This window comes from Janthinobacterium sp. BJB301 (assembly GCF_002735685.1).
In the GTDB taxonomy this organism is placed as follows: domain Bacteria; phylum Pseudomonadota; class Gammaproteobacteria; order Burkholderiales; family Burkholderiaceae_D; genus Janthinobacterium; species Janthinobacterium lividum.
Genome location: NZ_PDZJ01000001.1, coordinates 556,968 through 574,073 on the forward strand (window position 1 = coordinate 556,968; position 17,106 = coordinate 574,073).

The following is a 17,106-nucleotide window of genomic DNA, read 5'->3' on the forward strand; positions in this document are numbered from 1 at the left end:
AACCCCGTGCTTTCCCCTCATTCATTGACTGGACGCTACATGGGCAGATTGCAAGGACACTTATCATTATTGCTGGCGGGCGCGCTGGGCGCGGCCCTGCCCGCCCTGGCGGAACCGCTGACATTCAACGAGGCGCTGCAGCAAGCGGCCAAGGCTTCGGGCGCCGTGCAGGGCGCCGCGCTCGACGTGCGCGCGAAAACCTTGAAGGCGGAAGCCTTGTCGAATATCGATGGCCCTTCCGTGGACTTGACGGCGTTTCGCGGCCGTCTGTCGACGGACTTGAATATCGATACGAGCGGCTTGTCCGGCGTGGTGGGCGGCATCGAATCCGTGCTGCCGCCGATTCCCGGCTTGCCCACGCCGCACATTCCCAATTCCCTGAACCGCGAAGTGGTGACGGACCTGACCTCCTTCGGCTTGCTGGGCATGTGGCCCATCTACACGGGTGGGCGCCTGGATGCCGTCAAGGGCCTCGCTTCCAGCCTGACCCTGGCCGCGCAAGCGGAGCGCACGGAAGCGGAAGAGCAGCTGGCCACGCTGGTGGCGCAGCGCTATTTCCAGCTGCTGCTGGCCAAGCGGGTGGTGGCCGTGCGGGCCGAAGTGACGGCCGGCGTGACGCAGCACCAGCGCGACGCGGCCAAGCTGGAAAAGGGCGGCCTGATTTCGCGCGCGGAACGCCTGCGCGCCGACGTGGCCCTGGACAGCGCCCGCAGCGAGGAAGCGCAGGCGCGCAGCGACGAGGAAATCGCCCAGGTGGCGCTCGACCGTTTGCTTGCCGTCAACACGCAAGTGCTTCCCAGCACGCCGCTGTTCGTCAACAGCTTGCCGGTGGGTACTTTGCAATCGTTCATCAGCACGGGCATGCGCGAGAATGCGAACTGGAAAAAGATCGACAGCAAGCGCGTGCAGGCGGAGCAAGCCTTGAAGCTGCACGGCAAGGAATACGCGCCCACCGTCTTCGCCATCGGTAATTACAATTTGAATCGCGGCAATGAAAAACTCGTACGTTCGAACTGGGCCATCGGCCTGGTCGTGTCTGTACCGCTCGTGCACCGCATCAATACGGGCAAGATGATTGCCGCCGCCAAGCTCGACCAGGAGCGGGTGGAAGTGGTGGCGCGCCAGGCCGAGCGCGACATTCCCACCCTGATCGAGAAAAACTGGCGCGCGCTGGAAAACGCCCGCATCCAGTATCTGTCCACGGCCTCGTCGGTGGAGCTGGCGCGCGAAAATATCCGCTTGCAAACGGTGGCCTTCCAGCAAGGGCAAGTGACGTCGCTGGAAGTGGTCGATGCGCGCCTGAACCTGGCCAAGGTCGAGACCCAGCGCGCGCAGACGGCCTATAACTATGTGATGGGGCTGGCGCAATTGCTGGAAGCGACAGGCGAGACGCAGCGCCTGGGCAGCCTGGCGGCAGCGGCCGATATCCAATTACCTGTGGACAAATAATAATGAGCACCTCCAAAAAACCCTTGGCCATAGTCGCCGCCGTCATCGTTCTGGCCTTCGTCGGCTGGGGCTTGTACCAGGCATTCCAGCCGCAGCGCCTGCCTTTGCAGGGACAGATGGATGCGCAGGAAGTCAATGTCTCGTCGAAAGTGCCGGGCAGGGTGGGCGAGCTGTACGTCAAGCTGGGCCAGACGGTGCCGAAAGGTGAGCTGCTGTTCCAGCTGACGAGTCCGGAAGTGGATGCGAAGATCGCGCAAGCGACGGCCGCCACGCAAGCGGCCGACGCCGTGGCGAAAAAAGCGGAAGCGGGGGCGCGACCGGAAGAAATCGCCGCCGCCAAGGCGAACTGGGAGCGGGCGCAGACAGGGGCCACCATCGCCAAAACCACGTACACCCGCGTCAACAATATGTTCGAGCAAGGCGTGATCGCCCAGCAGAAACGCGACGAGGCGCAAGCCCAATGGCGCGCGGCCGACCAGCTGGCGCAAGCTGCCCGCGCGCAATATGACATGGCGCAAAAGGGTGCACGTCCCGAAGACAAGACGGCTGCCGCCGCACAGGCGCGCCAGGTGGGCGCCGTGCTGACGGAAGCGCAGATCGCCCTGGCCGAGACGAAGATCGCCGCGCCCGTGGCGGGCCAGGTCAGCAAGATCCAGATACAGCCGGGCGAACTGGCGCCGCAGGGCTTTCCCGTAATCACCCTGGTGAACCTCGACGACGCCTGGGCCGTGCTGCAAGTGCGCGAAGATGAAATGGCGGCGTTTTCCATGGGCAGCACGCATACGGCCAATGTGCCGGCGCTGAAACAGCAACTGAGTTTCAAGGTCAGTTCCGTGGCCGTGCTGCCGGACTTCGCCACGTGGCGAGCGGCTCGTCCGGGCGGCACGGATTTGCGCACGTTTGAAATCCGCTTGCGCCCCGCCATCAAGGTCGAGGGCTTGCGCCCGGGCATGTCGGTCGTGTTCCCGCCGCTCTGATAAGCGATGAACGAAGCGGATAAAGAGCCGGTTTCAGCGCTGGCGCGCGAGTGGCGGCGCTTGCGTGGCGACTTCTGGGATATCGGCATGCTCAGCTGGATTCCGGTGGTGCTGTGCGGCATGTTGTGGCTGGTATTTTCCGCCGGCATCGCGCGTGACTTGCCCATCGTCGTCATCGATAACGACAATTCCACCCTGTCGCGCCAGCTCACGCGCTGGCTCGACGCCTCGCCCGGCATCGAGGTGGCGGCGAAAGTGGCGTCCAGCGACGAAGCCCTGCACCGGCTGCGCGAGCGCACGGCGTTCGGCTATCTGCTGATCCCGAACGATTTCGAACAGAAACTGCTGGGCGGACGCCAGGCCACCGTGCAATGGCTGTACAACGCACAGTTTTCCTCGCACGCGGGCGCCTTGCTGCGCGACGTGCGCACGGTCAGCACGACCTTGTCGGCCGGCATCGAGATGACGGCGCGGATAAAGAAAGGCATGTCGGGCGTGCAGGCGGCGGCCCAGTTCGAACCGATACGCACGACCTTGAACAGTTTATACAACGAAAACACCAGCTATGAAGCATTTTTGACCCTGGCCCTGATGCCGGCCATGCTGCAGATTTTCATCGTCGTTGCCGTCGTCACCAGTATCGGCCGCGAGTTGCGCGACGGCACGGTGCCGCAATGGCTGGCCTCGGCCGATGGCAGCTGGCTGCGCGCCATCGGCGCCAAGCTGCTGTTTCCCTTGCTTGCTTATTTTGCGCTCGCGCTGCTGTACTTGCTGTTCTTCAGCCTGGCGCGGGGCTGGGCCGTGGCGGGCAGCTTGCCGGCCTTGCTGCTGAGCATGCTGCTGCTGGTGCTGGCCTACTGCGGCCTGGCCACCTTGCTGATCGCCGCCACCCTGTCGCTGCGCCTGGCGCTGTCCGGTGCCGCCTTCATCACGGCGCCGGCCTTTGCGTTTGCGGGCCAGGCCTTTCCCCTGATGGCCATGCCGGCGCCGGCGCGCGCCTGGGCGGAAGCCTTGCCGCTCACGCATTATCTGCAGCTGCAAACGAAATACTGGCTGGCCGGCGCGCCGTGGCGCTATGGCGTGCAGGAAATGCTGATACTGGCCGGCTTTGCCATCGGTTGCGGCGCCGTGGGCGTATTCCTGCTGGCGCGCCGCGCGAATGCGCCTGCCGCCTGGGGGCGCACATGATGTGGCCGGCCTTTGTCGCCACCTGGCGCGCCATGCTGACGGACAAGGGCGCGCTGACCTTGCTGTTCATCGGCGGTATCATCTATTCCTTCTTCTATCCGCTGCCGTACTCGACGGAAATCGTCCAGCGCGTGCCGGTGGCGGTCGTCGACCAGGACCGCAGCGCCATGTCGCGCCAGCTGACGCGCTTCGCCATGGCCCACCCGTCGCTGCACGTGGTCGCCGTCACGCCGGACTTGCCCGTCGCGCAAGATTTATTATGGCGCGACCAGGTCATGGGCGTCTTGATCATTCCCGACGGCTTGCAGACGGACGTGCTGGCCGGCCGCGCCGCCCACGCGCAGGTGGCGGGCAATGGCTTGTATCTGATGTTGAACAAGGTGGCCCTGAACGGGCTGGCCGAAGTGGTGGGCACGGTGTCGGCCGGTATTGAACTCAAGCGTTTGGGCGCGGGTACGCCATCCACCATCCAGGCCAACCAGCAGCGCTCGCCCATCGCCTTCGACGCCGTGCCCCTGTTTAACGTCAAGGAAGGCTATGGCGCGTATGTGGTGCCCGGCGTGGCGACCTTGATCGTGCAGCAGACCTTGCTGATCGGTATGACCATGCTGTTTGGCACCTGGTATCAGCGCAAGAGTTTCCCCGTAGCCGGCACGCGCACGGCGGGCGGGTATATGGGCATGCTGCTGGCGTTCGCCTGCGTGGCCTTCTTGAACTGCTGCTATTTCTTCGGCTTTGTCTTCTGGTTCCAGGATTACCCCCGTGGCGGCAACTTTGGCGGCATGCTCTTGCTGCTGGTGCTGTTTTCCCTGGCGGAAGCGGCCTTCGGCATGCTGCTGGGCATGCTGTTCCGCACGCGCGAACGGGGCACGCAGCTGATGATCGCCACCTCGATGCCGGTGCTGTTCCTCGCGGGACTGACCTGGCCCGTGTCGTCCATGCCCGTCGTGCTGCAATGGCTGCGCTGGCTGCTGCCATCGACGGCCGGCATCCAGGGCTTTGTCGCGCTCAACCAGATGGGCGCCTCGCTGTATGAAATCCGCCATGAAGTGGCGGGTTTGCTGGCCTTGCTGCTGGCCTGCGTGGCGCTGGGCTGGTGGCGCTGGCGCGCCGAGGCGGCAGCACCCGTCATCAAACAAGGATGAGCATGAAATCAGAGCAAGCGCTGGAGCCCCCACTGGCTGTGGCGGAAGAAAGGTATGCCACGATTTTGGCATCGATACTGGCTTATACGCAGTTCTGTGACATACATGGCGACGACGACAACGCCGAATACGACAGACTCGCGGATCAGTTGCAGGCACTAAGCGGAAAAGATATTTCCCGCTTCAATTTGCGCGAGTGGTGGGAAGAGGAGGGCGCGGAAGTGCTGGCGTTCAGGATCGCCTTGCCCGATCCCGTGAAACTCGACGGCGTCAGCAGGACGGATATCGCGCACATCGTTGCCAGGATAGGCAGCTTCGAGCTGCCCGAAAAAGACGCCAGCGAACCACGCTTCCAGCAGATATTCAGCGCTTTTCTTGATGACTACTACCACGCCTGGCTGAAGCTGCACTGCAAGACCTACAACTACCAGAAAATATTCGGTGTGCACAAGGACAAGGACGGAAAGCGCTGGTGGCTGAGCGACGACGAGAAGGTTGATCTGCTCTGGCCGCATCGCTAGCGACGGGATCCATCGTTCCTCCTGTTCTGCAATGCTGCCAGCAGCAGCTGGCAAAAACCGTCACGCACGGGGTCGGGCAGGTTGTCATTGGCCCGCAGCAGGCTGGCGACACGGGGCAGCGGCGCCAGCCGTTCCAGTGCCGCATGCCGGTGCACGCCCTGGCCCAGGTTGCGTTCATTGACCACCGCCATGCCCAGGCCGGCGGCAATCGCGGTCAGCACGCCCGCCACCGACGGGCATTCCAGGCCCACGCTCCAGGCCATGCCGGCCTGGCCCAGCTTTTCCTCGGCCAGCCGGCGGTAAAAGCAGTGCGGCCCGTAGGTGATCAGCTTGACGGTCTCGCCCGGCAAAGTCTGCTCTGCCGTGGCAGCGCACCAATGCAGTGTTTCTGTCCATAACAGCGTGTCGGCCGGCGCCGCCATGCCGGCAAAATCCTGATGCAAAATCACATCGAACACGCCGTCGGCAAAGCGTTCGCGCAATACCTGGCTTTGCTCCACCACCAGTTGCACGTCCACCTTGGGGTGGTGATGCGAGAACTGCGACAGTACCGCGCACACGTCCGTCAATGAAATCTGCTCCGTCACGCCGATGCGCAGCCGGCCATGCATCGCCGATGGCGAAAAATGGGCGACGGCGTCATCGTGGGCATCGAGTATGTTGACGGCATGCCGCAGCAGCACGGCTCCCTGGTCGGTCGTGCCAAACAGCCCGCCGCTGCGCGCCAGCAGCTGGCAATCTAGCTGCTGCTCCAGTCGCTTGATTTTCCAGCTGACGGCCGACTGGCTCAGATGGAGCAGGCTGGCGGCCTGGCTCATGCTGCCGGTTTGTACCACTGCCCTGAACACACGCAGGGCATCGACGGATAGGCGCAAATTCATGGGTCATGACAAAAGTTGGATTGAAGGTCAAAAGAATGTCACTGGTGTCATGTTCAGTCAAGCCTTAGTCTGCAGGTTCCGCAAACAAAAGGACATCTGATGACGAGTCAAGAACCGCTGTTGAATGGCCACGCCCTGATCCACGGCCACCGTATCGCCACCGGCATCCATGGCGCAGGTACGCCGCTGGTACTGGTGCATGGCACGCCGGCGCACAGCATGATCTGGCGCGAACTGGTACCGCTGTTCATCGATGCCGGTTGCCAGGTGCACCTGTATGACTTGCTGGGCTTTGGACGGTCGGAGCGGCCCGTCGATGCCGATACCTCGGTAGCGGCGCAGGTGACCTTGCTGGCAGCCTTGCTCGACCACTGGCAACTGCCGACCACCCATTTGTTCGGCCACGATATCGGCGGCGCCATTGCGCTGCGCCTGGCGTTCGACCACGCGTCGCGCCTGCGCAGCTTGAGCATCGCCGACGCGCCCAGCTACGATTCCTGGCCGTCGCCCACCTGGAAGCATCTGCGCGATGATTTCGCCCGGCGTGCCTTGACGCCGGCCAGCGAGCATCGCGGCACGATGGCGCGCCAGCTGGGCATGGCCGTTTTTCACAAGGACAGGATGCAGGGCGAGCTGCTGCGTTGCTACCTGGAGCCGCTGTGCGGCGTGCTGGGCCAGCCCTCGTTCTACCAGCACCAGGTGGCGCACTATAACGCCTGCTATACGATGGACTTTGCCGAAAGACTGCCGCAGTTGACAGTGCCGGTACAGGTGTTATGGGGCCAGCAGGACGAGTGGCAGCCGGTGGCTTACGGCCATCGCCTGCAGCGCGATATTCCCGGCGCCACCTTGCACCTGTTTGACGAGGCCGGGCACTTCCTGATGGAAGACGCGCCCTTGCCCGTCGCGGCGCAAGTCATCGCGTTTATTCAGCAGATGGAGAGGAGAAGGCCATGATATTGATCGGCATGCTCGATTCGCCCTACGTCAGGCGCGTTGCCATTGGTATGAAAGTGCTGGGCCTGGAGTACGAACACCGGCCCCTGTCCGTGTTTTCCGATGTCGACCAGGTACGGAGCATCAACCCGGCCGTCAAAGTGCCGACCCTGGTCACGGACGACGGCCAGGTGTTGATGGACTCGACCCTGATCCTGGCGTATCTGGAGGAACTGGCCGCGCATGCTCCCCGCATCAGGCCGGAGCCGGGTCCGGCTCGCCTGCGCGCGCTGTGCCAAACCAGCTATGCCTTGGCAGCCTGCGACAAAGCCGTGCAGATCGTCTATGAACGGCGCTTGCGCCCGCAGGAAAAACAGCACCAGCCCTGGCTGGACCGCGTCCAGCTGCAGTTGCATGGGGCCTGGGCGCAGCTGGAGGCGTCATTGCGCGAAGAGGCGCCAGACTGCTTGAGTATTGCTGGCATCACCATTGCGGTGGCCTGGAGTTTTGCTCAGCAGATGGTGTCCGACGTGATGGCAGACAGCGATTATCCGGCCGTGGCCGCTTTGACGGCGCTGGCCGAGCAGCAGCCGGTGTTTTTGGCCACGCCGATGGCGCTCTGAGCTGCTTGTCATCCGAACCGGTGCTTGCAGGTGGCTTGTGCAATAATTTCATTTCCTTAATGGAAGAATATTGCCATGCCGTCTTTTAACCTGTTCCAGCGCCTGTCCCAGGCCCCCACCAAACCCAAGTCCGCGCCCGCCGCGCGGCAGTTCGACGTGGCGGACCTGTACCAGGGCCCCATCGCGCTGGGAGCGGAAGGCGAGGCGCAAGCGCGGCCGTTCGATGAAAAGCTGCGCCAGGCATACTTTTGGATCGTCAACCACGCCATCATCAGTCCCCATTACGACATCGAATACAACGATGGCCCGTCGCAGACGTATTCCGTGGGCGACAGCCGCCGCACCCTGAATCTGCCGTCGGCGCAAAGCTATTCCAGCTTCATTTTGCTGCCCCTGCTGACATTTGCCACGCGCCGCAAATGCCTGTTCGTCGGCGGGCCGGGGCGGGGCAAGACGGCCAGCGCCCTGCTGATGGGCGTGCTGGCCGGCTCCACCGTCAAGGAAGTCAAGCGCGCCATGCAGCATGGCCACCCGCAGATGACGGTGGCCGATTTGCTGGGCAACCCGCTGCCGGCGGACCTGGTGAACGCGCAAAGCATGGACGATATCCGCATCGCCTGGCGCGCCTGGCTGGGCATGCGCGTGAAGATCGTCGATGAATACAACCGCATCCCCACGCGCACGCAAAGCGCGCTGCTCACCGTCATGGGCGACAATTACGCGGAAGTGCTGAACCATATTTACGAATGCCCGGAAGCGGCCTGGTATCTGACGGCCAACGATGACCAGGGCGGCGGCACCTACCAGGTAATCGAAGCGCTGCGCGACCGGGTCGACGTGACGGTGCAGGCGCTGGCCTTCAACCCGCGCTTCCTGAACGAACTGCTGCTGCGCGTGGAAGAAAACGTGCGCCCCGAAGAGCTGGTGCCGCCCGATATCATCTTCACGGAAGGGGAGGTGGATCAGATCGGCGCATCCATCCGCCAGGTGGCCATACCCGACGCCGTACGCCGCCGCCTGGAATTCTTTGCCAGCCAGTTCGAGCTGTTCGAGACGGCCGGCGGCCAGTTTGAATACATGACCAAGGATACGGCCCGCCTGGCCGGAGCCGACCGGGGCGCCGCGCAGGCGGCCGACAATGGGCGCGACCGCCTGAAAGACCTGGGCTGCCAGACCTTGAACGGCATTTCCGTGCGCACCCTGATGGCGCTGATGATCTACGCCAAGGCCATGGCTTATTTCCGCGGCAATGGCGAGGTGGCGCTGGAAGACTTGCGCCAGGTACTGCCGTTCGTCCTGCATAACAAGCTGCAGCCGGACCCGGATGCGCCATTTTTCGCGCTGCCGGAAAACGCCGCCTACCGCAGCGACAGGCTGGGCTGGCTGCGCCGCCTGTTCGATTTGTCGAACGATGAATTCAACCGCCTGGATCTGGACCGCGATGATCCTGTCGGCGTGCTGTCGGCCGAATTCGACCTGGGCCTCGATGGCGTCAGCGAGCGCGAGACTCTGGCGCGCCTGAACCGCATCGAAAAGCTGATCGGCGAACGCACGAAGGGCAGAAAATTGTACGGTCCCCTGTACGACGACCTGCTGAAGCTCAAGTATCTGCACCAGCGCTATACGAACTACCGCACTTGGCTGCGTTCGCAATGAATGACGCTCTGAATATCGACCATTGCCGCGGGTTTCTCGATGCGCTGGCCATGTTGAACAGCGAGGCCAGCGACCTGTGCGCAACTTACGAGCTGCAACGCCTGCCCGACGCGCCAGACCTGGCCACGGCGCTGGGCTTGCGCATCGAAGAATATGCCTTGACTGTCATCGAACCTGCGCGCGACTTGCCGGCGGCCTTGTGGCAGATCGCGGCGGTGCCGTGCGGGCGCGCGCAGCTGGAGCAGCTATGCCAGCGCTGGTTCTTCTCGTCGGATCACATGCGCACGGCGCCGCCGGGCCGTTTTCGCGCCTGCCTCGTCAACGCTTTCCTCGAAGCACTGGACATGTCGCTGGCCGGATTCAGCGTGCACGCCGTGACGATGACGCCGCCACTTGGTGTCTGGTACGCGATTCACTGGGACGAGATCGCCTTCGAGTCAGGGGATGAGCGCTATCTGCTGCACTTTTCGCACAGCGATTGACAGGCTGCGATGATTTCCCCTGCCTTTTCCTCGATACTTGCCGGCGGCCGCGCCCAGTTCAACGCGCGCGCCGTGGAAGCGCGCCGGCGCTTTCCCGCGCTCGACATGGCCGCCTTTGGCGCCTTCCTGCACGACGGCGTCGATCCGCTGGTGGTGGCCTTGGCCGCCGCCGCGCCCGAGCGCGTGGGCGGCGCTACCTTTGCCGCCTATGACATGGCGCTGGAACTGGTGGGCCATGGCCTGGCCGGGCCTGCCGCGAAAAATTCCTTCCTGAATACCGTCTGGCGCGAACTGGCGCCCTCGTTTGCGCCGTTGCTGGCCACCGCGCCCGTGGATGTATTGGGCATGCTCAGCAACGCCGCCATCCACATTGGCGCCGTGGCGGGAGCGCGGCCCGCGCAATGGCAGGCCGGGATGGCTGCCGTGGCGCCGCAAGTCGGCAGCGTCGCGCAGCTGCGTGCCGTGGGCCAGGTGCTGGCCTGGCGCGCCGGCGTCGCGCATTTCCGCCTGGGCGCGCTGGCTGCCGCCGACACCTTGCCGCCAGCGCTGGCGCTGGCCGCCTTTGGCGAGCCGGGCGCGCAATGGCCGCAGGTGCATGCGCAGTTGCTGGCGAATCCCTGGCGCGGCAATGCCGAGGGCAGGGCGTTCGGCAGCTTCAGCGGCCTGGGTGGCGACTTCGGCACACCGCCGCAAGTGCGCGCGACAAAGGACGGTTTTGTCGTGCGCAGCGCCGAGCGCCACTACCTGCTGGTGGCCGACGCCTATGGCGCCGTGCTGCACAGCGCGACGGCGCAGGAGTTCGAGCAGGCGCCAAGTGCCATGCCGGCGTCCGTGCGCCTCGAGGGGGCGACCGTGCATATCGGCGCGCGCAGCATCGCGCTCGACCTGCCGGCCGGTGATATCGCGCTTGCCGCGAATGCGCATACGCTGGCCCTCACGTCGCCGTGGACGCATGCGATCCGTTTGCTGCCGCTCGCATGAAGAACGATGCCGACTTGATCGACCGCTGGCGCGCCGCCTGGCCCGAGGCCTTGGCCGCGTGGAGCAAATTTACGCGCCTGCGCGACCCGAACCTGTGCGCCAGCCGGGTCGAGGCCAGCAGGCAGGGCTTGTCCGGCAGCTTCGCCATGATCCGCTTGCTGGACCAGAGCGTGGTGGTGGACTTGCCGCTGGTGACGGAGCTGGGCCTGGACGACTATGCGCTGGAAGTGCTCGCCCATGAAATCGGCCACCACATTCTCGCGCCGGGCAGTGCCAGCGACCAGTTCCGCCTGCTGGCGCGCATGCGCCGCGCCTTGCCGACCCTGGAACAGCATGCGCCCATGGTGGCCAACCTGTACACGGACCTGTTCATCAATGACCGCTTGCAGCGCCAGGCGAATCTGCGCATGGCCGATATCTACCGCAAGCTGGAGCATGGACGCTCTGTGGAGGCGAATGCCAAAGGCAGCGGCGGCGTATGGACCCTGTACATGCGCATCTATGAAAACCTGTGGCAGCTGCAAAAGGGCGAACTCGGAGGCGGTAGTGCAGACGAACGCCTGGACACGGATGCCTGGCTGGGCGCACGCCTGATCCGTGTTTACGCGAACGACTGGATGCTGGCGGCGGGCCGCTTCGCCACCTTGCTGCTGCCTTACCTGGTGGAAGACACGGATGCCTTGAGCCCGAGCCGCTATCTGCTCGACACGCGCGACGCGGCCCGTGGCTGCCAGACCTATGGCGCGCAGCAGATCGAGGACGACGAGGCGGACGGCGCCATCCACCCGGTGCACGACAAGCGCATTTCCGGCCTTGATGGCGAGGAACCTGTGACCGAGGCGCCCGCCAGGCCGGGCGGCGGGCAACTGCGCGAACCGTTCGAGCTGGGCGATATCTTAAAGGCGTCGGGCGTGAACCTGAGCGACCATGAAATCGCCATCCGCTATTACCGCGAACGGGCATTGCCGCACCTGGTGGCGTTCCCCAGCCGCCCCGCGCCCGAGTCGCAGGAGCCGCAGATGGAAGGGCTGGAAGCATGGGAAATCGGCGACCCGCTGGAGGATATCGACTGGCTGCAATCGGTGATGCAATCGCCGCGCCCCGTGCCGGGCGTGACCACCGTGCGCCGCGTGTACGGCCGCGAACCGGCGCGCGCCACCGATGCCGTGCCCGTCGATCTGGACATGTACGTGGACAGTTCCGGCTCCATGCCGAACCCGCAGGCGCATACCTCGTTTCTGACACTGGCTGGCGCCGTGATTGCCTTGTCCGCCCTGCGCGCCGGCGCGAAGGTGCAGGTGACCCTGTGGAGCGGCAAGAACGAGGTGATGCAAACGCCAGGCTTCGTGCGCGATGAAGACATGATCCTGGGCGTGCTGACGGAATTTTTTGGCGGCGGCACCTGTTTCCCCATCCACCGCCTGCGCCAGACCTATGCGGCCAGGCGCGAACGGCCCGCGCACATCCTGATGATTTCCGACGACGGCATCACCACCATGTTCGACAAGGATGAACTGGGCAACAGCGGCTGGGATATCTCGGCGAAAGCGCTGGCGCAGGGCGGCGCGGGCGGCACCATGGCCCTGAACCTGGAGCGCGACTGGGATGGCGCGGCGGCCCATAAGTGGCTGCAGCAGACCTATGACGATCTGAAGCGCGCGCGCCGCGAGCAGGGCTGGGATATCCACGCCGTCGAGCGCTACGAGGACTTGCTGGACTTTGCGCGGGCGTTCAGCCGGCGCCACTACATACAACAATGACATGCATACTCACGGTCCCCACCTCGAAACCCTGACCCACCGCCTGGCCGACACCCCCGTCGAATTCCTCGCCGAGCCGCGCATCGCCGGCGTCGCCAATGCGCAAGCCGTGGCGGTGGCGGCGCTGGTCAACGACATTTTGCTGTTGCATGGCGCGCGTGCGCCGGCCGCGTCCTTGCAGGGTTTTATCGGCGCGCAGGTGAAGGCGGACCGCAACCGGCTGGCGCTGGCCATGATCCTGTGCTGGCTGCTGGCCGACGACTGGTTCATCGGCCAGCAGTTGCCGCAGCACGATTTGTTGCAGGTGCTGGGCGAGGCGGCGCGCGAACTGGCCGCCGCCACGCCGGCCCACCAGTTCACGCAAGACCCCGAGCGGCGCGAGGAACTGGCGCGCATCGTGCTGGCGCGCCTGGGCTTTCGGCCCCGCGACGAAAGCGTGGCGCAGGCCACGGACCGCTTGTCCGCCATCAGCGGCACGGAGCGCCGCCGCCTGCTCGAAGCGAGCCGGCTGGCCGAGCAGCGCGCGCGCGAAATCCGCGAAGCGCTGGCAAAGAAGGCGGCCGAGGAATCGGCCGACAAGTGGTCGCGCGAATGAGTGTGGACGTCAATTTGCCGGACGGCGCCTGGGAATCGGACTGCGACTACTGTCCCACCCTGACGCAGGCGGGGGCGCGCATGCTGGAAAAACTGCGCAGCCATCCCGCGGCACCCCGGTACCGCAACCGCAGCGGCAACAAGCTGCTGGCCGGGGAGGTCGAAGCGCTGCGCGCCTACGAGCAGGAAGTCATGCAGGCGGAGATCGGCTGGAGCAAAGACGCGCCGCCGCCCTGGCTGGCGGATTTTCTCAGGACGACCTACGCCACCGTGCCGCATTACCGCGCCTGCGGTTCGCCGCCCGCGCGCCTGGCGGACGTGGCGCCCATCAGCCGCGCCGAACTGGCCCACGACATCGCCGCCTTCGTGCCCGACGACGCGGACCTGGCGCGCATGATCAACTTCCAGACGACAGGCACGACTGGCCACCCGCTGCTGATCGCCTCGCACCCGCTGGTGGCGGGGCGCTACCTGGCCTTCCACAAGCGCGCGCTGTACCGCTTCGGCGTCACCCTGCGCCATGGCGCGGGCCAGGTGGGCGTGATGCTGCTGGGGCATCAGCGCCGCTGCTTCACCTATGTCTCCGTCACGCCGACGATGAACGAATCGGGCCTGGCGAAGATCAACCTGCACGAGGACGACTGGCGCGACCCGGGCGACCGCGCGCGCTACCTCGATGCCATGGCGCCCGAGCTGATTGCGGGCGACCCCATCTCGTTTGCCGAGCTCCTGACCTTGCCCATGGCGCACAAGCCGGCCGCGCTGCTGTCCGTGTCGATGATGTTGTTGCCCGGCATGCGCGCGCGCCTCGAAGCGGCGTTCGGCTGCCCCGTGCTCGACATCTATTCGCTCAATGAGGTGGGGCCCGTGGCCGTCTACGACGAGCAGGCGGGCGGCCACGTGCTGCTGCAGCACCGGCTGTACGTGGAAATCCTCGACAGCGCGGGCCAGCCCGTGCCGGATGGCGCGCGCGGCGAAATCACCGTGACGGGCGGCTTCAATTTTTGCCTGCCGCTGGTTCGCTACCGCACGGGTGATTACGCCTCGCTGGCGCATGGCCCGCACGGTCCCGTGCTGGTGGGCCTGGCCGGCCGCAGTCCCCTGCGCTACAGGACGATCAATGGCGAATGGATCAACAATATCGACATTACGCATGCCCTGAAACCGCTGGCCATCGCCCTGTTCGGCGTGCACCAGCATGGCGACGGCGCCATCGCGCTGCGCCTGGCGCCGAACGCCATGCCGCAGGCTGACCGGGCCCGCTCCTTGCTCGCGCCTTTTTTCGGCGCCATCGCGGTCGAGACCTTGCTGGCGGAAGACAAGATCATTCAATACACTTCGGATTTGCAGGAAGCCGTGGCATGAACCTTTATAAACGCGGCCTCGTGGTCGGTAAATTCTGCCCGCTGCACCAGGGCCATGAACTGTTGCTCCATCGTGCGCAAGAGGCCAGCGAAGAACTGCTGGTGGTCAGCTACACCAGGCCCGAATTTCCCGGTTACGAGCCGGCGCGCCGGGAACGGTGGCTGCGCGCGCAATTCCCGCAGGCGCGCATCGTCGTGCTGGACGATGCGCGCCTGGCCGCCCTGTGCGCGGCGCGCGGCGTGCCGGTGCGTACGCTGCCGCACAACGACGACGATGGCGATGTGCACCGCCATTTCATGGGCTGGCTGTGCTGGACGGTGCTGGCGCTGCCCGTCGATGCCGTCTTCACCAGCGAGGACTATGGCCCCGGCTTTGCCCAGGTGCTGGAACGGCATTATGCCGGCGGGCCGGTGGCGCATGTGAGCGTGGACCAGGCGAGAACTGTGGTGCCCGTGTCCGGCACGCGGGCCAGGCAAGACCCGCATGCGCACAGCGCTTTTCTGTCGCCGATTGTGCGCGCCGATTTTGTCACGCGCGTGTGCGTGCTCGGCGGCGAATCGAGCGGCAAGACGACCTTGGCGCAAGCACTGGCGGCGCATTTCGAGACGGCCTGGGTGGCCGAATATGGCCGCGAGTTGTGGGAAAGCCAGGATGGCATATTGAACTATGACGATCTGCTGAAGATCGGCCGGGAACAGCTGCGCCGCGAAGCGCAGGCGCTATTGGCTGCGCGGCGCTGGCTGTTTTGCGATACCTCGCCCATGACGACGTATTTTTACTGCGTCGAGATGTTTGGCAGGGCCGAGCAGGAATTGGCGCGGCTGGCCGAACACCGCTACGACCTGGTGCTGCTGTGCGCGCCCGATTTTCCCTTCATCCAGGATGGCACGCGCCGCGATGAGGATTTTCGCGCGCGCCAGCATGCGTGGTACCAGGACGAGCTGGCGCGGCGGGGGATCGCTTTTATCAATGTGTCCGGCACGGTGGCCGAGAGGGTCAGGCAGGTGGCGCAAGTGTTGCGCTGACTGCCGCCAGGATATCATCGGAAAACGCGGCATCGTCGACGGCGCGCGCCAGCGCCACGGCGCCCACCATGGCTGACAGCATGACGATGGCTTCCTGTTGTCGGTTGCGTTTTTTCTGCCACGGAAAATGCGTGGCCAGCTTGCCGATGATGGATTTCAGGTGGACGGTGAAGGCGGGGCGCACGGCTGGCTGCTTGCGCGCGTCGCCGGCCAGGGCAGCCAGCAAACAGCCATCGCCCGGCGCGTCTCGGTGGGCCGCGCTCACGTAGTCGCGCACATACTGGCGCATGGCTTCCGGGCTTGCCGTTGCCGCATCGAGCGCCACGCGCGAGTGTTCCGAGCCGTGCAGCGTGCTTTCTGCCATCAGCGCTTCCTTCGAAGCGAAGTGGTTGTAGAAGGGGCCATGCGTGAGTCCCGTCGCCTGCATGATCTGTCCCACGCTGACGCCGTCGTAGCCCTTTTCACGGAATAGCCGCGCCGCTTGCGTCAGGATGCGCTGGTGCTTTTCAGCGGTTTCTTCGGCGGGATAACGCATGGCAGGCTCCTGATCGCGGTTCAAAAATAATGGTTGACATCATACATGATGTTCGTCATGCTTCAACACATTAAACATGATGGCCGTCATATTTAATGTGTTGAAGCATGATGGTTGTCATGTTTGATGGAGCCAGTCCACCCCCTATATTGAAGAAGGAATGATCATGAATGCAGTTACTACCCAAGGCACGGCCCTCGTCACCGGCGCATCGTCGGGCCTGGGCGCCGTGTATGCGGACCGCCTGGCCAGCCGTGGCTTCGATTTGATCCTGGTGGCACGCCGGGTCGAACGCCTGGGCGTGCTGGCCAAGTCGCTGGCGGAAAAGTATGGCGTGTCCGTGCGCGCCATGGCGGCGGACCTGTCCGCACCGGCCGACCTGCAGCGCGTGGCCGATGAACTGGCCAGCAATCCGGCCATCACCATGCTGGTCAATAATGCGGGCGCCTCGACCCTGGCGCCCGTCGTCGATACGCCGAAAGCGGGCATCGCCACCATGGACAAGGTCAACGTGACGGCCGTGGCGGAGTTGAGCTACGCCGTGCTGCCGCAGTTCAAGCAGCGCAACAGCGGCACCATCATCAATATCGGCTCCGTGCTGTCCTTCCACATCTTGCCCGTCAGCACGATCTACAGCGCCACCAAGGGCTATGTGATGAATTTCACGCGGGGCTTGCAGCAGGAGCTGGCCGGCACGGGCATCGTGGTGCAGCTGGTGCTGCCCGCATCGACGGCGACGGAAATCTGGGAATTGAGCGGCGTGCCGTTGGCGCAGCTGGACCAGGCCACCATCATGCGCGCCGAAGACTGTGTCGATGCGGCGCTGGCGGGCCTGGATCAGGGCGAACTGGTGACCCTGCCTTCCGTCGAAGACCAGGCCTTGTGGCAGCAGTTTGACTCTGCCCGCCTGGCCCTGTTCGCAGGCGCGATGCGCGGCAAGCCGGCATCGCGTTATGGTATCGCGGGCTGATACACGCGAAAGAGGAAG

Annotated in this window: 17 protein-coding genes; 15 read left to right on the top strand and 2 right to left on the bottom strand. The window is 64.7% G+C overall.

Annotated features, from left to right (window positions below):
* Window positions 1-39 precede the first annotated feature (39 nt).
* Genes CSQ91_RS02510 through CSQ91_RS02530 form a run of 5 tightly spaced genes read left to right on the top strand, consistent with a single transcriptional unit; the run spans window position 40 to window position 5,280 of the window.
* On the top strand, window positions 40-1,449 hold the full coding sequence (locus CSQ91_RS02510; RefSeq protein ID WP_225317275.1) for a TolC family protein: 1,410 nt from the start codon (window positions 40-42) through the stop codon (window positions 1,447-1,449).
* 2 nt (window positions 1,450-1,451) lie between these two features.
* The gene (locus CSQ91_RS02515; protein ID WP_099387282.1) at window positions 1,452-2,426 is read left to right on the top strand and encodes an HlyD family secretion protein; all 975 of its coding nucleotides are present in this window, start codon (window positions 1,452-1,454) and stop codon (window positions 2,424-2,426) included.
* A 6-nt stretch (window positions 2,427-2,432) separates the two neighbouring features.
* Complete coding sequence (locus tag CSQ91_RS02520; protein WP_099387283.1) at window positions 2,433-3,614, top strand: ABC transporter permease; 1,182 nt, start codon at window positions 2,433-2,435, stop codon at window positions 3,612-3,614.
* Window positions 3,611-4,759, top strand: coding sequence for an ABC transporter permease (locus CSQ91_RS02525; RefSeq protein ID WP_099387284.1), 1,149 nt, complete (start codon window positions 3,611-3,613; stop codon window positions 4,757-4,759). The genes CSQ91_RS02520 and CSQ91_RS02525 overlap by 4 nt, the downstream gene beginning before the upstream one ends.
* 2 nt (window positions 4,760-4,761) lie before the next feature.
* A complete protein-coding gene (locus tag CSQ91_RS02530; protein ID WP_143450930.1) occupies window positions 4,762-5,280 on the top strand; it encodes a hypothetical protein in 519 nt (172 codons plus the stop codon).
* Here the strand turns inward: CSQ91_RS02530 and CSQ91_RS02535 are convergent.
* On the bottom strand, window positions 5,277-6,161 hold the full coding sequence (locus CSQ91_RS02535; RefSeq protein WP_099387286.1) for a LysR family transcriptional regulator: 885 nt from the start codon (window positions 6,159-6,161) through the stop codon (window positions 5,277-5,279). The genes CSQ91_RS02530 and CSQ91_RS02535 overlap by 4 nt on opposite strands.
* A 99-nt stretch (window positions 6,162-6,260) precedes the next feature.
* Between CSQ91_RS02535 and CSQ91_RS02540 the strand changes: the two genes are divergently transcribed.
* From CSQ91_RS02540 to CSQ91_RS02580, 9 genes are all read left to right on the top strand, one after another.
* On the top strand, window positions 6,261-7,118 hold the full coding sequence (locus tag CSQ91_RS02540; RefSeq protein ID WP_099387287.1) for an alpha/beta fold hydrolase: 858 nt from the start codon (window positions 6,261-6,263) through the stop codon (window positions 7,116-7,118).
* A complete protein-coding gene (locus CSQ91_RS02545) occupies window positions 7,115-7,720 on the top strand; it encodes a glutathione S-transferase (RefSeq protein WP_099387288.1) in 606 nt (201 codons plus the stop codon). Before CSQ91_RS02540 ends, CSQ91_RS02545 begins: the two co-directional genes overlap by 4 nt.
* Window positions 7,721-7,795: 75 nt before the next feature.
* Entirely contained in the window at window positions 7,796-9,376 is a 1,581-nt protein-coding gene (locus tag CSQ91_RS02550; RefSeq protein ID WP_070259207.1) for an AAA family ATPase, read from the top strand.
* On the top strand, window positions 9,373-9,858 hold the full coding sequence (locus CSQ91_RS02555) for a hypothetical protein (RefSeq protein WP_099387289.1): 486 nt from the start codon (window positions 9,373-9,375) through the stop codon (window positions 9,856-9,858). Before CSQ91_RS02550 ends, CSQ91_RS02555 begins: the two co-directional genes overlap by 4 nt.
* A gap of 9 nt (window positions 9,859-9,867) precedes the next feature.
* On the top strand, window positions 9,868-10,839 hold the full coding sequence (locus CSQ91_RS02560; RefSeq protein WP_099387290.1) for a hypothetical protein: 972 nt from the start codon (window positions 9,868-9,870) through the stop codon (window positions 10,837-10,839).
* A complete protein-coding gene (locus tag CSQ91_RS02565) occupies window positions 10,836-12,599 on the top strand; it encodes a vWA domain-containing protein (RefSeq protein ID WP_099387291.1) in 1,764 nt (587 codons plus the stop codon). Before CSQ91_RS02560 ends, CSQ91_RS02565 begins: the two co-directional genes overlap by 4 nt.
* A 1-nt stretch (window position 12,600) precedes the next feature.
* Window positions 12,601-13,194 (top strand): hypothetical protein, encoded by a 594-nt coding sequence (locus CSQ91_RS02570; RefSeq protein ID WP_070259199.1) that lies wholly within the window; start codon window positions 12,601-12,603, stop codon window positions 13,192-13,194.
* Window positions 13,191-14,558: an AMP-binding protein gene (locus CSQ91_RS02575; RefSeq protein ID WP_099387292.1), complete on the top strand. Its 1,368-nt coding sequence runs from the start codon at window positions 13,191-13,193 to the stop codon at window positions 14,556-14,558. Before CSQ91_RS02570 ends, CSQ91_RS02575 begins: the two co-directional genes overlap by 4 nt.
* A complete protein-coding gene (locus CSQ91_RS02580) occupies window positions 14,555-15,583 on the top strand; it encodes an AAA family ATPase (RefSeq protein WP_099387293.1) in 1,029 nt (342 codons plus the stop codon). Before CSQ91_RS02575 ends, CSQ91_RS02580 begins: the two co-directional genes overlap by 4 nt.
* Here the strand turns inward: CSQ91_RS02580 and CSQ91_RS02585 are convergent.
* Window positions 15,555-16,118 (bottom strand): TetR/AcrR family transcriptional regulator, encoded by a 564-nt coding sequence (locus tag CSQ91_RS02585; protein WP_099387294.1) that lies wholly within the window; start codon window positions 16,116-16,118, stop codon window positions 15,555-15,557. The genes CSQ91_RS02580 and CSQ91_RS02585 overlap by 29 nt on opposite strands.
* 166 nt (window positions 16,119-16,284) lie before the next feature.
* Between CSQ91_RS02585 and CSQ91_RS02590 the strand changes: the two genes are divergently transcribed.
* Window positions 16,285-17,088, top strand: coding sequence for an SDR family NAD(P)-dependent oxidoreductase (locus CSQ91_RS02590; protein ID WP_099388544.1), 804 nt, complete (start codon window positions 16,285-16,287; stop codon window positions 17,086-17,088).
* The last annotated feature ends 18 nt before the right edge of the window (window positions 17,089-17,106 follow it).